This window comes from Microbacterium sp. NPDC056736 (assembly GCF_042790415.1).
Lineage (GTDB): Bacteria > Actinomycetota > Actinomycetes > Actinomycetales > Microbacteriaceae > Microbacterium.
Genome location: NZ_JBHTZE010000007.1, coordinates 183,008 through 201,247, shown reverse-complemented (window position 1 = coordinate 201,247; position 18,240 = coordinate 183,008). Strand labels below are relative to the sequence as shown.

Here is an 18,240-nt window from a genome sequence, read left to right as displayed (position 1 = left end):
GAAGCGCGCGACGCTCAGTCGTCGCCGTCGTCGTCGCCCTGGTCCTCGAGCCGCTTCTGCTCTTCCTCGGCCTGCTTGCGCTGCTCCTCTTCGAGCTTCTTCTGCTCCTGCTCGGCCTTCTTCTGGGCCTCTTCGGCTCTCTTCTGGGCCTCCTCGGCCGCCTTGCGCTCCTCGTCGGTCATGCCGGGGTCGACGACGACGTCGTTGCCGGAGTCGTCGGCCGGCGGCGCGGAGGGTGCGGGGTCGGCGGGGACGGTCGGCGCCGGCTCGGGCGAGGGACTGGGGGCGTTCAGCGCCGAGATGCCGAGCACGGCCGCGAGCCCGACCAGGGCAGCACCGAGCCCCGCCCCGATGAGGGCGACGGGACGCGGGCGCCGACGGGTCCGACCGACGTCGTTCGAGCGCGCCGGGTCCGCTGCCGCAGCGGAGCCGGGGGTCGAGGCGAAGTCGGCCGGGCCGGCAGCAGCGGCACCCCCTCCCGCGCCCGCGATGCCCGCGAGCGGCGCGACGAGCGTCGGTCCGGTCAACGGAACAGTCGCAGCGGTCGCAACGGTCGGATCCACGGCGGCCCCGGCCGTCGGCATCCGCTCCGTCAGTCCGCGGGCGGCCGTCGCGACCTCGGCAGCCGTCGGGCGCGCGCCCGGTTCGGTGTCGAGCATGCGCATGAGCAGCTGCGTCCACCCCGGGCCCAGCGAGGCGGGCACGACGGGCGGGTTCTCCAGACGCGCCAGCGCCGCAGCCATGCCGCCGCCGTGCGGGTGGGCGCGGTCGCCGGTGAGCGCCTCCAGCAGCACGAGGCCGAGCGAGTAGATGTCGGAGGCGGGGGCCGGATCGCCGCCGCGGAGCTGCTCGGGTGCGAGGTAGGCGACGGTGCCGATGACCAGGCCGGGCGACGTGAGTCGCGAGGTATCGAGGAGGTACGCGATGCCGAAGTCCGCGAGCTTCGCGCGCGGGCGGGCGCCGGGGATCTGGGGCGGGCTCAGCAGCACGTTGGAGGGCTTGATGTCGCGGTGCACGACGCCGGCCTTGTGCACGACGTGCAGCGCCTCCGCCAGCTCGGTCGCCAGATGCGCCACGATGTCGGGGGGCAGGGCGCCCGCCGCGAGTCGTGCCGCGAGCGTCGGACCGGCCACGAACTCCATGGCCAGGTACTCGGGCCGGCCGGGGACCAGGCGGGCGTCGTAGAGCGTGACGAGCGACGGGTGGTTGAGCGAGGCGAGGACCGTCATCTCGCTGTGGGCGCGCTCGGAGGAGGATCCGTCGACACCGGGCCGCATGATCTTGATCGCGACGGTACGCCCGAGCATCACGTCCTCGGCGCGGTAGACGCGCGCCATGCCGCCTTCGCCGACGCACTCGTCCAGTCGATAGCGACCGTCCAGCAGCGCAGCGGTCTCGTCGGCCTTCGCAGGTGTCATCCGCTCTCCCTGTCCGGGGCGCAGTCGCGCCGGGGCACTGTCGACGCTAGTCGGCGCGCGGCGATCGCGCCGCCTCTTGACGACGCGGCGCTCAGGCGGTCCGGCCCCAGGAGAGTCGGTGACCGGCCGCGGAGAACAGCTGCCGGCGCGGCCCACCGCAAGAGCCGCGCCGGCAGGGCCGGGTCACTGCCCGACGATCACCTCGATCTCGGCGAAGAGCTGATCGACGGCGGCATCCACCGTGATGGTCCCGAAGCCGAGCTCCTGACCCAACGCCTTGAACTTCGCCTCGACCGACCCGTAGCCGACGATGGGCACGGGCGGCGGGTCACCGAGCCGGTCGGCGATGGAGGCCTCGTAGTCGAGGATCTGCTGGGCGATCGCATCGAGCTCGATGCCGTCCCGCTGCGTCTCGGATGCCGGCATGCCGCGGTTCGTGCCGAAGATCGCCCCCGCCTCGGGGCTGTTGACCATGAAATCGATGAACGCGGCCGCCGCCTCGGGGTGGTCGGTCGTCTGCGCCGCCGACATCAGCATGCCGGCCTTCATGTACAGATCCTTCGCCCCCTCGTCGGTGACGGGAGGCGCCACGAGCTCGAGCTCGGTGTACGGCTCACCGAGGTTGGCGAGGTAGCCCGCACCGAAGTTGTCCCACGTGATCTCGGAGAGCTGCTCGGCCGCGTCGAAGCCCGACATCGGCGACAGCTCCTCGAGCCGCTGCTGCGGCGTGACGACGTCGTCGTCGCGCAGCGTGACGCCGCGGTTCCAGAAGTCGGCGAGCTCCTCCTTCGTGAACCCGACCTCGCCGTCCTCGGTGAAGACGGACTTGCCCTCCGAGCGCAGCGCGAGCTCGAACGTCTGGATGAAGCCGGTGGGATTGCTCCCACCCCACGCCTGGACGCCCGCCTCGTTCGCCGCATCGCGCACGTCCGAGAGCCACTGGTCGTAGTCGTCCCAGTCGCCGCCGGGGAACAGCTCCGCCCCGACCTCGTCGGCGAGCATCGGGTTCTGGAACATGCCGAGCGCGTTGGTCGAGATCGGCATGCCGGCCGTCGCGTCGCCGACCTTCGCGATGTCGAGCACGTTCTGCTCGTACCCGTCGGTCGCGATGACCCCGCCGAGGTACGGGGTGAGGTCCAGGAGCAGCCCGTTCTCGGAGTACTGACGGACGTACGTCATGTCCATCTGGAACACGTCGGGAAGATCGCGCCCGGCGGCCTCGGTCTGCCGCTTCTCCCAGTACTCGTCCCAGGCGAGGAACGTCGAGTTCACCGTGATGTTCGGGTGCTCCTCGTTGAAGGCGGCGATCGCCTCGTCGTACATCTCGGCACGGACGTCGTTCCCCCAGAACGCGAAGTCGAGGGTGACCTCCTCATCCGGGTCCGGCGTGCCGGCACCCTCGGGGGCATCGCTCGCACACCCGGCGAGCAGGCCGAGCGACGCGGTCAGCGCGATCCCGGCCGCCAGTCTCCTACTGCGGAACATCATCGTCCTCTCAAGAAAGTGTTCGTTCACTATTGGTGGTGCCGCCACCGTAGTGAACGATCACCTTTGCTGTCAAGGAGGCCTCAGCACGCATGCCGCACGTCGGCCATGATCGTTCACTCGCGCGCGGTGGCGTACCGTGAGACGCAGCGCGACGGACGACCGCGCGGAGGGAGACGCCGATGACCACCCAGCCGACCGGGTCGCGGCGTCCGACGATCATGGAGGTCGCCCGCCTCGCGGGCGTCTCGCACCAGACCGTGTCGCGGTATCTCCGCTTCGGCGGCGAGGGACTCAAACCCCGCACGCGCGACAGCGTCGCCGAGGCGATCGCGCAGCTGCACTACCGGCCGAACCTCGCGGCCCGTTCGATGCGCACGCGCGTGACGGGTCGCGTCGCCGTGGTGATGCCGGCGCTCGCCTACAACCCCACGCGCATGCTCGCGGGGGCGACGCACGCCGCGCATGAGGCCGGCTACCAGGTCGAGGTCATCAGCCCCGAGGGCGGGGCCGCGGCGCGCGCGGAGCGCGTGCTCGAGCTGGCGGACTCACGCCAGGTCGACGGCATCCTGGCGCTGTCGACGGTCGACCTGCCCACGCGCGATCTCCCGACCGACGCGGTGCTCGTCGTGGCAGCGGCGTTCGACGACGAGATGCGCGGCATGGGCGAGCTCGTCGACGCCTCCCCCCTGGAGGAGATCATCGAGCACCTCGCCGGGCTCGGCCACCGCCGCTTCCTCCATGTCGCCGGGTCGTCGCTGTTCGCGTCGGCCCGTGCGCGCGCCGCGACGTTCACCGCGACGCTCGACCGCCTGGGGCTGCAGTCCGCCGGCGTGTTCGACGGCGACTGGTCGGGCGAATCGGGGATCGCCGCGGTGGAGTCCATCCGCGCGGGCGAGGAGCCGACCGCCATCATCGCCGCCAACGACCTCGTGGCGATGGGGGTGCTCCGCGGTGCTCACCAGCGCGGCTGGAGCGTTCCGGGCAACGTCAGCGTGACCGGCTGGGACGACACCCCCGGCAGCGCCGTGCTCGTCCCGTCGCTGACCACCGTCGACGTCAACCACGAGCGCATCGGCGAGAACGCCATGGCGCGGCTCATCGCCCGGCTCCGCGACGAGGAGCCGCGGATCGCCGACGACCCGATCGCCCGCGTCGTCTGGCGCGAGTCGACGGGACCTGCGCCGACCGCGGGCTGAGGGGTTCGGCGGGTGCCCGGCGTCCGCGCGGCGGACCCGTCGCGCGCCCCCGCACGCGCTGAGCGCGCGCGCCGGTCCTCAGCGGAGCGTCGCGGTGCGCACCCGCCGGACGACCGCCGAGCGGATCTCGAGCACGGGCACGTCGCCGGTCGGACGCACCCGCGGATCGACGTAGACGCCCGACGTCGGCGACCAGGCGAACGCCCGCAGCGTCAGCGGCGCCGAGGTCAGCCGCGACCGGTACGGCGTCAGATCGATCTCCCACGGGCGGCCGGACCAGAACTGGTCGGCGATCAGCTCTTCCCCCACGTAGGCGCGGACGACGTCACCGGTCCACTCCAGCTCGAGGATCGACTGCTCGGCGTCCCACGCCTCCGCCGGCAGCGACACGTCGACGACGGCGGAATGCTCGAAGTCCTGGTCGGTCGGCGCCGAGAGGCGACCGGCCGGGCCGCCGCGTCGCACGGGGGCGATCGGGGCGGCGGCGAAGCCCGGCACGTCGAGCCGGATCGGGTGCGCACCGCCTGGCAGGGCGTACCGGGTGAAGACGGTGCCCTCGGCCGCCACCTCGGCGGGCGGCGCGTCGCGCAGCGGCGGCACCGCGTGGACGACAGCATCCGCCGCGCCGCGGACGGCGCGGAAGCCGTCCTCGAACCAGCCGCTCCCTGGCCACAGCACGATCGTGTCGCGCCCGTCGATCACCCCGCGCCACACCGACTCGGCGGTCTCGCGGTCGAGGAACACGAGCGTGGTGTCGCCGACGATCACCTCGCAGCCGACGCCGGACGCGGCATCCGGAATCGCATGGACGACGCCGTCGTCCACCCGCACCCGCGCACCGCGGATGTGCGAGGGGTCGACGCCCTCGAACTGCAGCTCGAGGTCGATGCCGTCGGCGGCGGCGAAGAGCACGACCGTGCCGAGTGCGGTCTCGAAGCGGGTGATGGGCTGGGCGGTCGCGGTCAGCGCCCGGATCCCGCCGTACCGCTGACGCAGCGGCCAGGCGACGCGCGCGCCGGCCGGCAGCGTCACCGGCTGCGACGGCACCGTGACGGCGCGACCGTCGAAGGCGACCTCGAACTGCACGTGGGCGACCGGGGGCAGGGCCGCGATCGCCGGCTGGTGGTTGTTCGCGAACAGGAACCCGCGACGCCCGTCGCCGCGGACGGCCCAGCGTGGCGCGCCGTCGCGCTGCACCGGGATGACGGCCGGTGCCGACGCGAGCTCGGTCGCGAACGCACTCAGCATCAGGTGCTGCTGACGCAGTTTGTGGAAGTGCGGACGCTGCGAGCCGACCGTCCCCAGCGGCGCGAAGAAGTCGTAGTCGCGCACCGGCACGTCGTTGGGATAGCCGGTCGCCTGCGACTCCTGCGTCGACGAGAGCTCGCCCTGCACCTGCGTGCCGCCGTGGAACATGTAGTAGCCCTGCCACGCCGAGCCGCTTCCGACCTTGGTGAGGGCCAGCGCCGCGACGTCGTCCGGATCCACGAGGGGGCGTCGGTGGTACGCCACCGTCATGCCGCCGCCGAGCTCGCACGTGACGAACGGCCAGGGGTCGTCGCCGCCGAGCGACGCACCGGGGCGTGCGTCGGCGGGGGCGTCGCGCAGATCGGCGCCGACCGTGAGGTCGTCGCGCACCGTGCTGTACGTGAAGTGCATGACGCCGAACGCCGGCCAGCCGGTGTCGGACTCCTCCCAGAACCCGTCGGAGTAGCCGGCATAGACCGGGAGCACGCGTCCGCGCGGGAGCTGCGCCCCGCCCCACCCGGTCGCCGTCCACAGGCTCGCGCGCATGCCGACGTCCTCCGCGAGGTCCCGCAGCGTCGCCAGATGGAAGCCGTCGTCGTAGAGCTCGTTGTCGACCTGGATGCCGACGATCGGGCCGTCCGGATTCTCCGGCGTGCGGAACAGCCCGCGCACCTGCTCCTCGATCGCCGCGTACCAGCGGCGAACGTGCTCGAGGTAGGACGGGTCGTTCGAGCGGTGCGCGAGGGGCAGCGCCTGCAGCCAGTCGGGGAACCCGCCGTTGCGCGCCTCCCCGTGCGCCCACGGGCCGATCCGCAGCATCACCGTCAGCCCCACGGCGTCGGCGAGCTCGACGAACCGTCGGATGTCGCAGGGCCCGTCCCATCGGAGCGCGCCCTCGATCTCCTCGTGGACGATCCAGAGCAGATACGTCGCGACGACGTCGATGCCCCCCGCCTTCATCTTGCGCAGCTCCCGCTCCCACCGCTCGGGACGGTCACGGCTGAAGTGGTACTCCCCCATGACCGGGATCCACGGCCGTCCGTCGCGCGTGACGAAACGACTGGTCAGCCGGATGCCGCGGGCGGCGGTCGCGTCGTCGCCCATGTCGAGCGGCGCCGGCGTGACGGGTGCCGGATCCGTCACGCGGATGCGGTGCGGGCCGGGACGCGGCCCCGTCGCGGTCTCGGCGTCGGCGGTGGACTGCTGCGGCGGGACGCCGTCGAACGGAGTGGGCACCCATCGAACCTACGCGGATGCCCGAGCCCGGCCCCATGACGATCCGACGGAGACCCTGGACGAACCGCGCGATCAGGGCTGCGGATGCTGGTGCCACCGGCTGCGGCGCAGGTCGGCCAGCGATGCCTTCCAGACAGTGTGCCGCGGGTGCGCGGTCGCGCGGCCACGCAGGGTGGAGACGGCGGATCGGAGTGCCGTGAGATCGTGCCGGTGCGAGGCTCAGGCGCCGGATTCCAGGACCTCCCGCGGCGAGCGCCCGCGCGGCTGCGTCGGCGCGGGACCGGGGTGCGCGAGCGGCGGCGTGGGGAGCGTGAGCGGCGCGCCCGGCCGCACCTCCACCTCCTCGCCGAAGTGACGCAGGCGCAGCGGCTGCTCCGTCGCGGTCAGGGTATACGTCGCGGCGTCGGCCTCGACGTCCACGCGCAGCACCGCGCCCGCGACGCGGATCCCGAAGCCGAGACCGGTGGTCGGCTCCGCCAGCCGGGGCGAGAACGCGAGCCCGTCGGGCCCGTCCTTCATGCCGCCCAGGCCCGAGACCACCGCCGTCCAGACCCCCGCCAGCGCAGCGACGTGCAGCCCGTCGTCGATGTCGTCGCGCAGATCGTCGAGGTCGATCGTCGCCGCCTCGGTGAGGTAGTCGATCGCCAGTCCCAGGTGCCCCACCCACGCCGCCACCACCGACTGCGTCGCCGACGACAGCGACGAGTCGCGCACCGTGAGCTCCTCGTAGTACGCGAAGGCGCGCGCCGTCTCGTCCTCGGTGAAGCACTCGTGGTGGAACTGCAGCGCCAGCACCAGGTCGGCCTGCTTGAGCACCTGCTTGCGGTAGAGGTCGAAGTAGGGGAAGTGGTCCTGCAGCGGGTACTGGTCTTTCGCCGTGGCTTCGAAGTCCCAGCGCTCGCGGCGGGTGAAGCCGGCGGACTGCTCGTGCACGTTCCGCTGCGCGTCGAACGGCACGGCCATCGCGTCGGCGGTCACCTCCCACGCGCCGATCTCCTCATCGGTCACCCGCAGGCGCCGTGCTTCGCCGGGATGCCGCCGCGCCGCCTCGGCCGCGCCCCGCAGGTTGCTCTGCGCGGCGAGATTCGTGAACGTGTTGTCGTCGACCAGCGCCGAGTACTCGTCGGGGCCGGTGATCCCGTCGATGTGGAAGACGCCGGCGTCGTCCCACCGGCCGAGCGAGACCCACAGGCGCGCGGTCTCGACGAGGATCTCCACCCCGACCTCGCCTTCGAAGTCGACGTCGCCCGTCGCCCGGACGTGCCGGATCACCGCCGCGGCGATGTCGGCGTTGATGTGGAACGCGACGGTGCCGGCCGGCCAGTACCCCGAGCACTCGCGGCCGCTGATCGTCCGCCACGGGAACGCGGCACCGGCCAGATGCAGCTGCTTCGCGCGATGGCGCGCATGGTCGAGGGTCGACCGGCGCCAGCGCAGCGCGTCGGCCGCCGCGTCGGGAAGCGTGTACGTGAGCACGGGGAGGACGAAGGCCTCGGCGTCCCAGAAGGTGTGCCCCTCGTAGCCCGGCCCGGTGAGCCCCTTGCCGGGGATCGAGCGCACCTCGGCGCGTGCCGCCGCCTGGAGCACCTGGAACTGCGCGAACCGCGCGGCCTGCTGCAGCCGCGCCGAGCCGTCGATCCGCACGTCGGCGGCGTCCCAGTACTCGTCGAGGCACGCCCGCTGCTGCGTCGCCAGAGCGTCCCAGCCGAGCCGGGCGGCGGTCGACACGGCGGCCTCGGCGCGGTCGCGGAGCGCGGCATCCGTCACGGCGTCCGACCACTCGTGCGCCACGAACTTCACGATGCGGATGCTGTCACCCGCCGCCAGGCGCGCGGTCACCGTCGTGCGTGCGATGTCGTCGTCGGCGTCCGTGCCGCACGAGGCATCCGCCCCGCTGATGTCGTGCTCCATCGCGACCGCGACGTGGATGCCGCTGCGACGGGTGCGGTGCAGCATCGTCGCGCCGGTCCCCGATACCGTGTGGTCCACCGGCTCGAAGGGCCTCTCGAGCGGTTCCATCACCCGGTCGTCGGGGTGGACGGGCGGCAGCGGCTCGTTCGCGACGATCTCGGAGAGCACGGTGATCTCGACGGGGCCCGACACGGCCGTCACGCGGTAGTCGATCGCGGCGACCGCGCGGTGGGTGAGCGAGACGAGCCTCGTCGATCGGACGCGGACCGACCGGCCGGCGGGCGAGGTCCACTCCACCTCGCGCGTGAGCGCGCCGGCGCGGAAGTCCAGGAACTGGGTGTGGGTCGTCAGGCGACCCTCGCGGATGTCGAAGGGCTCGTCGCCCACCAGCAGCCGGATCACCTTGCCGTCCGGCGCGTTGATCAGGCTCTCGCCGACGTCGGGGTAGCCGTAGCCGTCCTCCGCGTACGGCATCGGGTGCTCCTCGAAGAGCCCGTTGAGGTACGCGCCGGACACCTCGCACGGGTCGCCCTCGTCGAGGGTGCCGCGCCAGCCGATGTGCCCGTTCGACAGCGAGAACACCGACTCCCGTCGCGCCTGGCGCTCGGAGTCCCATCCCGTCCAGCCGATGCCCCAGGCGGACACGTCGAAGCGGGAGCTGTGGCGCATGCCGCCATTCTCGGATGGCGGCCGGCAGGGTCCGAAGCCCTTGCGTTCGCGACGCGGCCGGGCTATCGGCCGCCGCGTCGCATCGCCGCCGGAAGCGGCCCTCTGGCGGATGTGCTACCGTGGAACGTTCCCTGTCCGGGGAAATGAGTGTCGCTCCCCCTCTGCCTCAACGTGGAGAAGCAGATCCAGACGCTCACCGCACAACCCGCAGCGGCCATCTGCTCGCCGCCGCCCCTCTTCTCCGCAGAGCTCCGCATCGCCGTGAGCTCGGATTCCCACTGATGATCAGCACCTCCCTGCCTGCGCTCGACTGGCGCCAAGCCGACGACGGCGTCTTCGTGGCGACCCTCGCCGGCGAATACGCCGGTTTCGTCGACGTCGGCTCGGACGGCGCGGACGCCTACAGCAGCCGAGCCGTCCACCTCGGCCGCCACGACGCCGTCGACGCCGCCCGCGCGGCGGTCGCGGCCTCCCACTTCGAGCCGGCATCGCCGCCCGCTCGCCTCCATCGTCCGCTCCGAATGTTTCGGCGCGGCACCCCCGGTCGCTCCGGCGGCCCGAAAAGTAAAAGGAAAGACACGATGGCCACTGGCACCGTGAAATGGTTCAACTCCGAGAAGGGCTACGGCTTCATCGCACCCGATGACGGCTCGGCCGACCTCTTCGCGCACTTCAGCGCGATCACCGGCAATGGGTTCAAGGAGCTCCGCGACGACCAGAAGGTCGAATTCGACGCCGAGCAGGGCCCCAAGGGCATGCAGGCGGCGAACATCCGCCCGCTCTGATCCCTCATCCGCGCCGCCGGGCTCTCGTCACGAACGAACCGGCGGATCGGACTCCGGCGCCCGTCTCGCTTCAGCGAGGCGGGCGCTTCCGCATGCCGGGGAGCGGCCCCGGACCCCCCGTCGCGGACCTGACGATCGCCCGTGAGTCGGCGCATATTCCCCCCGCCTCATACGCATCCCCGTAGCCTGGGCACAGCGATGGGCAACCGCCTTTGGCTTCCGACGGCCATAGCGGTCCCCCATCGAAACGGTGTCATCATCTCCACATCCGTCCTCGAGTCCCGGCTCGGCCCCATCCGCCAGACCTACGCCGGCACCGACGAGTTCCCGCCCGTCGCCCGCGCCTACACCGAGGTGTCGCAGGTGGTGCGCGAGAGCGGCCTCCTCCGGCGCACGCCGTGGTTCTACGCCATGGTCGGCGTGGCGATCACGCTCGCCTTCGGCGGCGCGGTCACCGGCTTCATCCTGCTCGGCGACAGCTGGTACCAGCTGCTCATCGCCGCAGCGCTCGGCATCCTGTTCACGCAGGTCGCGTTCCTCTCCCACGAGGCCGCGCACCGGCAGATCCTCGCGTCCGGGCCGGCGAACGACCGGCTCGCACGCATCCTCGGCAACGGGGTCGTCGGCATGAGCTACTCGTGGTGGGCGACGAAGCACACCCGCCACCACGCCAACCCGAATCGGGTCGGCAAGGACCCCGACATCGACGTCGACACGATCTCCTTCCTCGACGAGGACGCGGCCCAGGCCCGCGGCATCCGTCGCCTGATCACCCGGCGCCAGGGCTGGCTGTTCTTCCCGCTGCTGACGCTGGAGGGCCTCAACCTGCACTTCATCGCCATCCGCCACCTCGTCGGACGCGGAGAGGTCAAGGGCCGCTGGATCGAGCTCGGCATGCTCGCGGCGCGGTTCGCCGTCGTCTGGACGCCGGTCTTCGTCTTCCTGCCGCTGGGCATGGCGTTCGCGTTCCTGGGCGTGCAGCTCGCCGTCTTCGGCGTGTACATGGGCGCCTCGTTCGCCCCGAACCACAAGGGGATGCCGGTCATCGCCCCCGACGCGAAGCTCGACTTCTTCAGCAAGCAGGTCCGCACGTCGCGCAACGTGTCCGGCGGCTGGTGGGCGACGTGGCTCATGGGCGGGCTGAACTACCAGGTCGAGCACCACCTGTTCCCGAACATGCCGCGCCCGCACCTCGCCAAGGCCCGCGAGATCGTGCGCGACCACTGCCGCACGCTGGGCGTCCCGTACACCGAGACGACGCTGTGGCGCTCGTACGGCATCGTGATCGACTACCTCAACCGCGTCGGGCTCGCCGCCCGCGACCCGTTCGACTGCCCCGTCGTCGGCACCTACCGCCGGGCCTGAGCCGGCGCCACCGGACGGGCGCGTCTCGATGTCGTGACCCCCCTGCGCGGGGGTGCGGTGTCGGATGCCCGTGCTTGGCTGAGCTCATGGACACCGTGACCTCCGCCGACGGCACCCCGATCGCGTACGAGCAGACGGGCGCCGGCCCGGTGGTCGTCATCGTGGGCGGCGCGTTCTCCACCGCCGCCGACGCCGCAGGGCTGGCGAGCGCGCTGGCGGATGCCGGATTCCTGGCCGTCACGTGGGACCGCCGCGCGCGAGGCTCGAGCGGCGACGCACCGGGCTCCACGCCCGAGCGGGAGGCCGAGGATCTCGCGGCGGTGATCGACGCCGTCGGCGGCCACGCGGCCGTGCTCGGGCATTCGTCCGGCGCCGTGCTGGCCCTCTTCGCGGCAGCGCGCGGAGTGCCGGTCCGGGCGCTGTTCCTGTCGGAGCCGCCGCTGCGCTTCGGTGTCGACGAGCCCGACGACGCCCTCGCCGAGCGGCTGCAGCGACTCGTCGACGAGGGCCGGCCCGACGAGGCGGTCGTGACCTTCCAGCTCGAAGGCGTGGGCCTGCCCCGCGACATGGTCGAGAGCATCCGGGCGAGCGACCAGTTCGCCGCTCTCCTCCCCCTCGCGCAGTCGACGGTCTACGACACCAACCTCGTGCGCGAGGCCTCGACGCCGAGCGATGCGATGCTGTCGGTCCGCGCTCCCGTCACGGTGCTCCGCGGCGAGCAGACGTTCCCCCTCCTGCTGACGGCGGCCGACCGCCTTGCGGAGGCTGTCGACGGGGCCGAGCTGGTCGTCGTGCCCGAGTCCGTCATGCATCGCCCCGACCCCGTGGCGACCGCGCGCGTCGTGCGCGAGCGCATGTCCTGATCGGCCGCGACCCCGGCGACGACGCCGTCAGGCCCGGAAGAACCCCACGCCGAGATCGGGGTGGTCCACGAACACCCCGTCGACGCCCGCGTCGCGGATGACGCCCCACTCCGACTCCCAGTCCCCGAACGACGACGGGCCGCCCCGCGTGCGGAACTGCCCGATGAGGAATCGGTTCTCGGGTCGGCAGGTCCACGTGTACACGCGCAGACCCCGCTCGTGGGCGTCGCCGACCACGCGGGACGCGCCACTGGTGCGGCCCAGCTTGTCGGGCGCCAGGATCATGCGCTTGTCGACGCTGATGCCGTCGACCCGGCCGGCGAGGGCGTCCAGCCCGGCGGGCGCCGCGGTCTGGGCATACGTCAGGGCGGCCGTGCCGTGCGCGGCATAGAGGTCGAACGGGCGTCCCGCGGCCTCCAGCAGATACACGTACGTCGCCGGGATGCCGCGCACCTGGAGCGCGAACAGCACGCTCGACTCGAACGCCTCGATCGTGAGCGGCAGCACCCCGGTCGCCCAGCCCGCGTCCCGGAGCTCTGCGTCGACCAGCGCGGCGATGTCCCAGCCGACCGACGCGAAGTACGTGGCGTGCTTGATCTCGAGCACGACGCCGATCTCGCGGCCGTGCTCGAGCGACGCCTCCCGCGCCGCGTCGAGCACATCGCGCAGCCGCAGCACCGGCTGCTCGCCGTCGAAGCTGGCGCTGGCCGGCCGGAGGTCGGGGATGCGCTCTCGGCAGCGCAGTGTCGAGAGCTCGTCCCAGGTGAAGTCCTCGGTGAACCAGCCGGTCAGCGAGCTGCCGTCGACGGTCTTCGTCGTGCGGCGACCGGCGAACTCGGGGCGGTCGGCGACGTCCGTCGTGCCCGAGATCTCGTTCTCGTGCCGGACGACCAGCACACCGTCCCTCGAGACGACCACGTCGGGCTCCACCGCATCGACGCCCATGGCGAAGGCGAGCGCGTAGGACGAGCGGGAGTGCTCGGGACGGTAGCCGGGCGCGCCGCGGTGCCCGATGACGAGCGGGGTCCGGCGCGGCACCGTCCCACCCTAGCCGCGGCGCCCTCGACCGGCGCCGGGACCGGCGGTCGAGGCATCCGTTCATAGCCCTCTCACAGCGCGGGTCCGTGCCCGGCGGGGCGGCCGTCGGATAGTGTGGATCAACAGCATCGTGCTGGGATTCCCTTGACATTGGAGTGTGAGAGCAGTGGCCCTCAACAACCCCGCGTTCAACAACCCGGCCTTCCAGGACCCGAAGGCCGTTCAGACCTACCCCGGCGGTCCGCAGGCGGCGAACCTCGGCGGGCCCACGCAGTACGCGACGGCGCAGCATGCGGGAACGGATGCCGCGGCCCAGGCGCACCTCGAGGGCATGTACGCGGCCCCGTCCGCCGGTGCCGTCGAGACCGGTCGGATGACGATCGAGGACACCGTCTGGAAGACGCTCGGCCTCTTCGCCGTCCTCCTGGTCACCGCCACGGTCGGCTGGGTGTGGACCATGGCCGGCGTCACCCCCGCCAACCCGAACCCGTCGATCCTGCCCTGGATGCTCGGCGCCCTCGGCGGCTTCGTGCTGTCGCTCGTCGTGATCTTCGGCTCGCGCAAGAAGGTGCGGCCGGGCCTCATCATCGCGTACGCCGCGTTCGAGGGTCTGTTCGTCGGCGGCATCTCGGCGTTCTTCGAGTTCATCTGGCCCGGCATCGTCGTGCAGGCGACGCTGGCCACGCTGTCGGTCGTGGGCGTGACGCTCGCGCTCTTCGCCAGCGGCAAGGTCCGCGCCTCCAAGCGCGCGACGAAGATCTTCATGATCGCGATGATCGGCTACCTCGTGTTCTCGCTGATCAACGTCGGCCTCATGCTCTTCAACGTCCCGATCGCCGGCGGCGCCTTCGGCCTGCTGAGCCAGGAGTTCATGGGCATCCCGCTCGGCCTCATCATCGGCGTGCTCGTGGTCATCATGGCCGCGTACTCGCTGGTGCTGGACTTCGACCAGGTGCAGCAGGGCGTGCGCAACGGCGCCCCGCGTCAGTACGCCTGGCTCGGTGCGTTCGGCATCATGGTGACCGTCGTCTGGCTGTACGTCGAGATCCTTCGCATCCTCGCCATCCTGCGCGGGAGCGAGTGACCCGCAGCTGATCACGGAGGGCCGTCCCGGAAGGGGCGGCCCTCCGTCGTTGCGGCGACGGCCTCCCGCCGCAGCGAGGAGGGTCGCCTATAGTGGCGCCATGACCGCACCGAGGCGGGCTCGCACGAGAGCAGGCGTCATCGCCCTGTGGGCGGTCCTCCTCGGCCTGGCGTCCCCGTTGCTCGGCGCGACGCCGGCCATGGCCGAGCTCGGGTACGCGCCGGCCGAGTGCTCCGTCGACGTCCCCGAGCAGCACGCCCACCGGGTCACGTGCGGCATCCTGACCGTGCCGGAGGGCCGGGGCGGCGCCGGCGACCCGGCGCGCGAGCTGCAGCTCCCGGTGGTCAGGGTGAAGAGCACCTCGGACGCGCCGGCCGCCGACCCGCTGATCTTCCCCACGACCGGGGGCCCCGGCGGCGGCAGCGTGTCGGCGCTCTGGTACTTCCTCGACCACGCGCAGTGGGCCACCGACGACCGCGACGTGATCATCGTCGAGCAGCGCGGCGACGTCGATGCCGAACCCACGCTCGACTGCCCGGAGCTCGACACGAGCGCCCTGGCTGAGGACGGGCGGCTGCCCACGGGAGCGGCGCTCGCCGAGCGGCGCGCCGCGCTCCTCTCGGAGTGCCGCGAGCGCCTCGTCGCCGACGGCATGGATCTCGCCGCCTACACGAGCGCGGCGAGCGTGGCCGACCTCGCGGATCTGCGAGCCGCGCTCGGCTACGACCAGTGGAACCTGTACGGCCTCTCGTACGGGTCGAGGCTGGCGATGACGGTGATGCGCGACCGGCCCGACGGCCTGCGCGCGGTCGTGCTGGACGGCGTGTACCCCCCGAACATCGACCGCTTCGAGCTGACCCCGCAAGCGCTGCGGGCCTCCATCGACTGGTTGCTGGCGGCGTGCGCCGCGGACGCGGACTGCCACGAGCGGTACCCCGACCTGGAGGGCTCCCTCGAGCGGGTGCTCGAGCGCACCGCCCGCGAACCGATCACCGTGGCGGTGCGGGACCCCGGGACGGGCGGCACGCTGCAGCTCGAGATCGCGGACGACGACATCATGGGCGGCCTGTTCGACGCCTTCTACGACGCCGCGACGGTGCGGGTGCTCCCCTTCGTCATCGATCGCCTGGACCGCGGCGATGACGGCGTCGTCGTTCCGCTCGCGCAGCGTGCCATCGACAACGCGGATTCGCTCAGCGAAGGGCTGAACCTGTCCATCGAGTGCGCCGAGGAGGTCCCGTTCAACGACCCGGCGCTCATCGAGGAGACGACGTCCGCCGACCCGCTGCTCACCCACTACGCGGGCTTCGCGCCGGTCAGCGAGGACTGCGCGGTGTGGAACGTGCCCGCGCTCCCCGCGAGCGAGAACGACCCGGTCTCCAGCGCCATCCCCACGCTCATCACGAGCGGCCGGTTCGACCCGGTGACGCCGAGCGCGTGGAGCGAACCCGCCGCCGCGGGTCTGACGGCGGCCTACCGCTACGAGTTCCCGGGCATGGGGCACGGAGCGGTGTGGGGCAACTGGTACGAGCCGTGCGCGGCATCCGTCGCCACCGCGTTCCTCCGCGACCCGTCCGTCGAGCCCGACACCTCGTGCATCGGCGACGCCGACCCGATCGACTTCCTCACCGCTACCGACATCCGTCCCACCACCGCGGTCTACCGGCTCGACGCGGATCTCGTCCGGAGCCCGAACCCGTGGCAGATCGGCATCGCGGGGGTCACGGTGATCGGCCTCGGCCTGATCCTCCTCTACGCGCTCGGCTACGGCGTCCACCGTCTCGTGCGGCGCCACGGCGAGGCACCGGACGGCGCCGTGCTCACGGCGGGGATCGCCGCCGGGGCGAATCTGGCGTTCGTGGGAGCCCTCGCGCTCATCCTGCTGCGCACCGAGCCGCTCGTCCTCGGCTTCGGGCTCCCCACCGGCACCTGGCCGATCGTGCTGCTGCCGCTTGTCGGCATGGTGTTCACCGTCATGCTCGGCGTGCTCCTCGTGCGGGCCGGCGTCACGCGCGAAGGCGCCGTCGGCCACGTCGTGGTGCTGTGGATCGCCGCGGCGGTCCTCGTGGTGTTCACCGTCTGGGTCCTGGTGCGCGGGCTCGTCGTCTTCTGACGGCCGCGCGCACAGGATCGGAGGTTCTGGCCGACCCGCCGCCCGCGGTGGCCGGGCGGCGGCGTGTCGGCCGAGGCATCCGATCCTGCGCACGTTCTGCTGTGGGCGGAACGGCTCGCGACCCGCGTCGCCGGCGTCTTATCGTGACGCCATGGCCGAGATCATCCCGCTGCCGACCGCGTCCGCCTCGAGGACCGCGCCGCGCGACCCCGAGCCGCTCTGGCGAGACGCCCTCGGCGACCGCCTGCGCCGGCTACGCCACGAGCGCGGCGAACGGCTCGCCGACACCGCCGACCGCGCCGGCGTCTCGCCGCAGTACCTGTCCGAGATCGAGCGGGGCATCAAGGAGCCCTCGAGCGAGATGATCGCCGCCGTCGCCGGAGCGCTCGAGGTCACGCTGATCGAGCTCACCGCCGGTGTCGTCGACGACCTCCGGTCGCGGGCGACCGAGCGCGCGGTGGCCGGATGCCGCGCCGCGTACTCGCTGGCCGCCTGAGCCGTCCGGCGCCCCGGCCGGGCGGGGCGTCAACCCCTGGCCGATGTCGCGGGGCGTCGCTAGCGTGGGCCGGGTGACGCCTGCCAAGACGGAAGCCGAGCTCCTCCAGATCGACGGGCACGAGGTGCGCATCTCGAGCCCCGGCAAGATCGTGTTCCCGGATCCCGGCATCACCAAGCTCGACGTGGTGCGGTACTACCTCGCGGTGGCCGAGGGCGCCCTGCGCGGCGCGGGCGGACGCCCCATGGTGCTCAAGCGCTTCCCGAAGGGCATCGACGCCGAGCCGTTCTTCCAGAAGCGCGTGCCCGAGAACCATCCCGACTTCGTCGACACCGCGACGCTGCAGTACGCCCGGGGCACCTCGGCCGAAGAGGCGGTGATCCGGGATGCCGCGGGCCTGGCGTGGGTCGTCAACCTCGGGTGCCTCGACCTCAACCCGCACCCCGTGCGCGCGGAGGACCTCGACCATCCCGACGAGCTGCGCATCGACCTCGACCCGATGCCCGGCGTCGACTGGTCGCAGATCGTCGACGTGGCCTTCGTCGCCCGCGACGTGCTCGACGACATGGGCCTGGTGGGATGGCCGAAGACGAGCGGGTCGCGCGGCCTGCACATCCTGGTGCGGATCGCGCCCCAGTGGGACTACAAGCAGGTGCGCCTCGCCGCCGAGACGCTCGCGCGCGAGGTCGAGAACCGCGCACCCGGCCTTGCGACGGCCCGCTGGTGGAAGGAGGAGCGCGGCGAGAGCGTGTTCGTCGACTTCAACCAGAACGCGAAGGACCGCACCGTGGCATCCGCGTACTCCATCCGGCCGCTTCCCGACGCGCGCGTGTCGACACCGCTCGACTGGGACGAGGTGCGGGCGCGTCGCCCCGAGGAGTTCACGGTGCTCACCGTGCCGCAGCGCTACGCCGACCTCGGCGACCCGCACGCCGGCATCGACGACGCCGTCGGCACCCTCGACGGCCTGCTGCGCCTGGCCGAGGAGCTGGATCCCGCCGAGAAGCCGCCACGCGGCGGCGACGGCTCTGGCCGGCGGCAGTCCACGATGCCGCTCATCGAGGTCGCCCGCACCAAGACGAAGCCCGAGGCCACCGCCGCGCTCGACGAGTGGACGAAGCGGCATCCGTCGGTCGCCGCCCAGCTGCACCCCGCCGACGTGATGGTCGACGGGATGCGCGGGTCGAGCTCGCTCTGGTACCGCGTGCGGGTGAACCTGCAGCACGTGCCCGAGTCCGAGCGCCCGCCGCAGGAGGAGCTCATCGCCGACTACGACCCCTGGGAGGGCAAGGTCTGGCCGGGTGCGACCGAGGAGTGAGTGTGCCGGCGG

The 18,240-nt window shown here is 72.3% G+C and carries 13 protein-coding genes; 8 read left to right on the top strand and 5 right to left on the bottom strand.

Annotated features, from left to right (window positions below):
• Nucleotides 1-14: 14 nt before the first annotated feature.
• Nucleotides 15-1,418: a protein kinase gene (locus tag ACFRAL_RS14645; RefSeq protein ID WP_378884163.1), complete on the bottom strand. Its 1,404-nt coding sequence runs from the start codon at nt 1,416-1,418 to the stop codon at nt 15-17.
• 183 nt (nt 1,419-1,601) lie between these two features.
• Nucleotides 1,602-2,903 carry an ABC transporter substrate-binding protein gene (locus tag ACFRAL_RS14640; RefSeq protein ID WP_378884160.1) on the bottom strand — a complete coding sequence of 434 codons (1,302 nt, stop codon included), beginning with the start codon at nt 2,901-2,903 and terminating at the stop codon, nt 1,602-1,604.
• A gap of 182 nt (nt 2,904-3,085) precedes the next feature.
• Here ACFRAL_RS14640 and ACFRAL_RS14635 point away from each other — a divergent pair, with 182 nt between their 5' ends.
• Nucleotides 3,086-4,102 (top strand): LacI family DNA-binding transcriptional regulator, encoded by a 1,017-nt coding sequence (locus tag ACFRAL_RS14635; protein ID WP_378884157.1) that lies wholly within the window; start codon nt 3,086-3,088, stop codon nt 4,100-4,102.
• Nucleotides 4,103-4,180: 78 nt separating this feature from the next.
• Here the strand turns inward: ACFRAL_RS14635 and ACFRAL_RS14630 are convergent, their stop codons facing one another.
• Together ACFRAL_RS14630 and ACFRAL_RS14625 are read right to left on the bottom strand one after the other, a co-directional pair.
• Nucleotides 4,181-6,586: a beta-galactosidase gene (locus ACFRAL_RS14630; protein ID WP_378884154.1), complete on the bottom strand. Its 2,406-nt coding sequence runs from the start codon at nt 6,584-6,586 to the stop codon at nt 4,181-4,183.
• Between the two features lie 219 nt (nt 6,587-6,805).
• A complete protein-coding gene (locus ACFRAL_RS14625) occupies nt 6,806-9,166 on the bottom strand; it encodes a glycoside hydrolase family 65 protein (RefSeq protein ID WP_378884151.1) in 2,361 nt (786 codons plus the stop codon).
• Nucleotides 9,167-9,747: 581 nt separating this feature from the next.
• On the opposite strand from ACFRAL_RS14625, the gene ACFRAL_RS14620 reads away from it, so the two are divergent.
• From ACFRAL_RS14620 to ACFRAL_RS14610, 3 genes are all read left to right on the top strand, one after another.
• On the top strand, nt 9,748-9,951 hold the full coding sequence (locus tag ACFRAL_RS14620; RefSeq protein ID WP_336398338.1) for a cold-shock protein: 204 nt from the start codon (nt 9,748-9,750) through the stop codon (nt 9,949-9,951).
• 198 nt (nt 9,952-10,149) lie between these two features.
• Complete coding sequence (locus tag ACFRAL_RS14615) at nt 10,150-11,316, top strand: fatty acid desaturase family protein (protein ID WP_378884148.1); 1,167 nt, start codon at nt 10,150-10,152, stop codon at nt 11,314-11,316.
• An 86-nt stretch (nt 11,317-11,402) separates the two neighbouring features.
• On the top strand, nt 11,403-12,179 hold the full coding sequence (locus ACFRAL_RS14610) for an alpha/beta fold hydrolase (protein ID WP_378884145.1): 777 nt from the start codon (nt 11,403-11,405) through the stop codon (nt 12,177-12,179).
• A 27-nt stretch (nt 12,180-12,206) separates the two neighbouring features.
• Here ACFRAL_RS14610 and ACFRAL_RS14605 read toward each other — a convergent pair whose 3' ends face one another.
• Complete coding sequence (locus tag ACFRAL_RS14605) at nt 12,207-13,217, bottom strand: glycerophosphodiester phosphodiesterase family protein (protein WP_378884142.1); 1,011 nt, start codon at nt 13,215-13,217, stop codon at nt 12,207-12,209.
• A 166-nt stretch (nt 13,218-13,383) separates the two neighbouring features.
• Between ACFRAL_RS14605 and ACFRAL_RS14600 the strand changes: the two genes are divergently transcribed.
• The 4 genes from ACFRAL_RS14600 (at nt 13,384) to ligD (ending at nt 18,228) form a co-directional block, all read left to right on the top strand.
• Nucleotides 13,384-14,301 (top strand): Bax inhibitor-1/YccA family protein, encoded by a 918-nt coding sequence (locus ACFRAL_RS14600; RefSeq protein ID WP_336398182.1) that lies wholly within the window; start codon nt 13,384-13,386, stop codon nt 14,299-14,301.
• 100 nt (nt 14,302-14,401) lie between these two features.
• A complete protein-coding gene (locus ACFRAL_RS14595) occupies nt 14,402-16,414 on the top strand; it encodes an alpha/beta hydrolase (protein WP_378884139.1) in 2,013 nt (670 codons plus the stop codon).
• A gap of 151 nt (nt 16,415-16,565) precedes the next feature.
• Nucleotides 16,566-16,910, top strand: coding sequence for a helix-turn-helix domain-containing protein (locus ACFRAL_RS14590; RefSeq protein WP_378884136.1), 345 nt, complete (start codon nt 16,566-16,568; stop codon nt 16,908-16,910).
• Nucleotides 16,911-16,983: 73 nt separating this feature from the next.
• Nucleotides 16,984-18,228, top strand: a complete 1,245-nt coding sequence (gene ligD, locus ACFRAL_RS14585) for a non-homologous end-joining DNA ligase (protein ID WP_378884133.1) — start codon at nt 16,984-16,986, stop codon at nt 18,226-18,228.
• The last annotated feature ends 12 nt before the right edge of the window (nt 18,229-18,240 follow it).